4 protein-coding genes are annotated in these 4,123 nt (G+C 58.2%); all 4 read left to right on the top strand.

Annotated features, from left to right (window positions below; genetic code table 11):
* The first annotated feature begins 234 nt into the window (after positions 1 to 234).
* The 4 genes from PMW67_RS09575 (at position 235) to PMW67_RS09560 (ending at position 3,992) form a co-directional block, all read left to right on the top strand.
* Entirely contained in the window at positions 235 to 873 is a 639-nt protein-coding gene (locus PMW67_RS09575) for a hypothetical protein (protein ID WP_271739686.1), read from the top strand.
* A 419-nt stretch (positions 874 to 1,292) separates the two neighbouring features.
* A complete protein-coding gene (locus tag PMW67_RS09570; RefSeq protein ID WP_055252065.1) occupies positions 1,293 to 1,658 on the top strand; it encodes an ArsR/SmtB family transcription factor in 366 nt (121 codons plus the stop codon).
* Between the two features lie 63 nt (positions 1,659 to 1,721).
* Positions 1,722 to 1,940, top strand: coding sequence for a cation transporter (locus PMW67_RS09565; protein WP_055252067.1), 219 nt, complete (start codon positions 1,722 to 1,724; stop codon positions 1,938 to 1,940).
* A gap of 99 nt (positions 1,941 to 2,039) precedes the next feature.
* Positions 2,040 to 3,992: a heavy metal translocating P-type ATPase gene (locus PMW67_RS09560; RefSeq protein WP_271739685.1), complete on the top strand. Its 1,953-nt coding sequence runs from the start codon at positions 2,040 to 2,042 to the stop codon at positions 3,990 to 3,992.
* Positions 3,993 to 4,123: the final 131 nt, after the last annotated feature.

Genomic DNA, 4,123 nt, shown 5'->3' with positions numbered 1-4,123 from the left:
ACGGTGGCCATTATTCGGTGACCGGGATTGGTCAAAATCGTTTGACTATTAGCGGCTAAAATCGCCCGGCGCTAACACTCCCTTGGAACCGGCTCTTCCACCTCGTATAACGAGCGTTTCGCGCTCACCTCGACCGAAAGGTTAAAACAGTTCTTTAATTCCATTACCAGATGCGACGGTCTGGCCCTTGCCCGAAAGGCGATTCAATGTGTGCGCGACGGATGCCGGTCTCCTATGGAAACGGCCTTTGTCATGATGCTAACGCTGCCTAAAAGCGAAGGAGGGCTTGGTATTAAGGGAATTGAGACCGATTGCGAGGTGCAGGTCACCGCTGCCGCAAAGAATCTCACGAGACGCAAAAAGTTCTTTATGGATGCGTATCTAAAGAAATCTCGCACAGACATTGAATACAACGGGTTTTATCATGACGCGGAAGAAGACCGCGCCATCGATGAGGAGCGCAAGAATGCGCTTGCGTCCATGGGATACGGAATCATCACCGTCAGTCGTTATTCCTTTATGCATGCCAGCGCTTTCGTTAGGGTCATGGAGGCGATCCAACGGAAAGAGGGCATACGCCCCTCGCGTCTGCCAAAAGACTTTCAAATCATGCAAGAGGACCTGAGACAGTTTGTGCTCAGAAGGTTTATAGAAGAGAAAAAGAGAATTCAGAAGCAGCTTCGCCAGGATTCCGAAGATCGTCAACGAATCGACCTCGAAAAAGCAACACTCGAAGGCATCACGCTGGATGACCCGACAATAAATGAAGTTCCGGCAATCGATGACATGCAGACTGTCGAATCCGACAGCCCATCATTTGCCCAAATAAGCAGCCTCGCGCCCGAGGGCAGAATCTTCGGGGCCGGAAGCTAGACCGGCTAACAAGGTGGGTACCCTAGCGATGTGCAAAATTGCGAGTATTCAGCAGGGTCGGCCCTCCAGCACCCACAAGTTAATCCAAATGAAAAACAAAAACGCTATCGAACGGGAACGTTAGGCAACATTTGAGGAAGACCTTGTCTGTTTACCGCCCTTGGATAACTCTTGAGCGGCTTTATTTGGCCTGGAATAGATTAACGGACCCCCTATAGTTGCAGAATACTCCAATTTTTGCACGGCGCGGGGGCACCCACCCCGGCATCGGCTATCAAAACCGCTCAGTCCGGAATCTCGTCCACTATTCCCCATCATTTTATGCGACGAATTACCTGTACGTCATTGACATATGAACATGCGCTCATATAATCGGAAGTAAGTTATATGAGCGCATGTTCATATGAAAGGATATTGCAATGAGCAGCCACGCTGATGAAACAAAGACTGGCATCGAGGCCACCGAGCCGATCGTCCCCACCACCTGCTCGCCCGAGGACCTTCCCGACGAGGAACTTCTCTACGACCTTGCCGACCTGTTCAAGGTCTTCAGCGACACCACGCGCATCAAGATTCTCTATGCCCTCATGGGCCGCGAGCTCTGCGTGGCTGACATCGCCGAAGCGACCGCGACCTCGCAGTCTGCGGTGTCGCACCAGCTGCGCACGCTTAAGCAGTCGCACCTGGTCAAGTTCCGCCGCGACGGCCGCAACATTCTCTACTCGCTCGCTGACGATCATGTCTATACCATGCTCAACCAGGGCATGAGCCATATCTGCGAATAGCAATCAACCACGGTATCAGCGCGGCCGGCACCCAGACCGCCAACACAGGGAAAGGAACCCACCATGAAAAAGCAGTTTAAGCTCGACGAGATCGATTGCGCCAACTGCGCGCGTGAACTTCAGGACGAGCTGGCTAAGCTCGATGGCGTCAAGTCCGTTTCGGTCAACTTTATGACCCAGAAGCTGACGCTCGAGGCCGACGACGCCAAGTTCGACGAGGTCCTGGACCGCGTCGTTGAGTTCACCGCCGACGCCGAGCCGGACTGCGAGATCATTCTCTAACCCGCGCACACGTTGACCTGTAAGGCCGCGCTTGCCGCGGCCTTTGCTCGCGAAATTATATGAGCAAGTGTTCATACACTCAAATGGGAGGTTTGAATCATGGCAGCCGCCGACCCCAAAAAGAAAAAGAAGAAGCGCAAGAAGAAAGAGTCCCTTGAGCACAAGCGCAACCGCATCCTGGTAGCACTGGGCATTTTTGCCGTTGTTTATGCCCTCGACGAGCTCGGCGCCCTCACTATCGCATTTGGGGAGCCCGGCAACATCTACGCCAGCTTCGCGCTGTTCCTCGTGCCGTTTTTGATTGCCGGCTACGACGTACTGCAAAAGGCATTCAATAACATCCGCCGCGGCAAGGCCTTCGACGAGAGCTTCCTCATGGCCGTCGCGACCATCGGCGCGTTTGCCATGGTGCTCTTCCCCGACACCGACCCGCACATGGCCGAAGGCGCCGCCGTCATGCTGTTCTACCAGGTCGGCGAGTTGTTCCAGGCATACGCCGTGGGCAAGAGCCGCAAGTCGATCAGTGCCATGATGGACATCGCGCCCGACTACGCTAACGTCGAGCAAGCCGACGGCACACTCGAACAGGTCTTTCCCGATGACATCGCCGTCGGCACCGTGATCGTGGTCAAGCCCGGCGAGCGCGTGCCTATCGACGGCGTCATCGTCGAGGGCGAAACCCAGCTCGACACCGCCGCGCTCACGGGCGAGTCAGTCCCCCGCCCCGCCAAGACCGGCGACGATATCATCAGCGGCTGCATCAACATGACGGGCCTCATCCACGTGCGCACCACCAAGCCCTTTGGCGAGTCAACCGTCGCGCGTGTTCTGGAGCTCGTGGAGAATGCCAGCGAAAAGAAGGCGCGCACCGAGAACTTCATCACGCGCTTTGCCCGCGTCTACACCCCCGCCGTCACTGGCGCTGCCGCGGTGCTCGCGCTTGGCGGCGGCCTGGTGACTGGCGCTTGGTCCGATTGGATCCTGCGCGGCCTGACCTTCCTGGTCGTCAGCTGCCCGTGCGCCCTCCTGATCAGCGTACCGTTGAGTTTCTTTGGCGGCATCGGCGGCGCGTCCAAGCTGGGCGTTCTCATCAAGGGCTCCAACTACCTCGAGACGCTCGCCGACGTGGACACCATCGTCTTCGACAAAACGGGCACCCTCACCAACGGCACGTTCTCAGTCGTCGCGGTGCACCCCGAGGCTGGCTATACCGAGCAGTCGCTGCTCGAAGTCGCAGCCCTTGCTGAGTCGTTCTTCGATCACCCCATCGCGCAGTCCGTGCGCGACGCCTACCAGGGCGAAGTCGACCCCAAGCGCGTGAGCGACTCCGCCAACGACGCGGGCCACGGCGTGACGGCAACCATCGACGGCAAGCACGTCGTCGTTGGCAACGCCAAGATGCTCGCCGCGGCCGGCGTTGAAGCACCGGACTGTGAGGTTGTCGGCACGATCCTCCACGTGCTCGTTGACGGCGTGTACGCCGGCCACATCGTGATTGCAGACACCGTTAAGGCCGATGCGGAGCAAACGATTCGCGACCTGCATGCCGCCGGTATCAACCGCACCGTCATGCTCACGGGCGACCGCGAGGAGGTTGCAGCGTCTGTGGCCAAGCAACTCGGTCTCGACGAGTTCCACGCGCAGCTCCTGCCGGGCGACAAGGTCGAGCGCGTTGAGGCGCTACTCGCGGCCGAAAGTGGCAAGGGCAAGCTCGCCTTTGTCGGCGACGGTATCAACGACGCTCCTGTGCTTACGCGCGCCGATGTGGGCATTGCCATGGGCGCCATGGGCTCCGACGCCGCGATCGAGGCCGCCGACGTGGTGCTGATGGACGACAAGCCGTCCAACATTTCCCGCGCGATCCGCGTGGCGCGCAAGACCATGTCGATTGTTTGGCAGAACATAATCTTTGCGCTGGGCATTAAGCTGCTGATCCTTGTGCTGGCAGCGCTGGGTATCGCCAATATGTGGCTTGCCGTCTTTGGCGACGTAGGCGTGGCGATCATCGCCATCCTGAACGCCATGCGCGCGATGGGTGTCAAGAACCTGTAGCGCTCGTGGTCCCTCCGGCCGGGGCCGGGCTTGGTTTTGAAAACACTCCGCAGCGCGAGGCCCGTCTTTCTTGCTCCTGCGGAGCAACGGAAAGGCTGTCTCTTATACACATCTCCGAGCCCACGAGACGC

The organism is Collinsella aerofaciens, from assembly GCF_028209395.1.
Classification (GTDB): Bacteria; Actinomycetota; Coriobacteriia; order Coriobacteriales; family Coriobacteriaceae; genus Collinsella; species Collinsella aerofaciens_AZ.
Note: the sequence above shows the minus strand (reverse complement) of the source record. Positions and strands in the feature narration are given on the sequence as shown.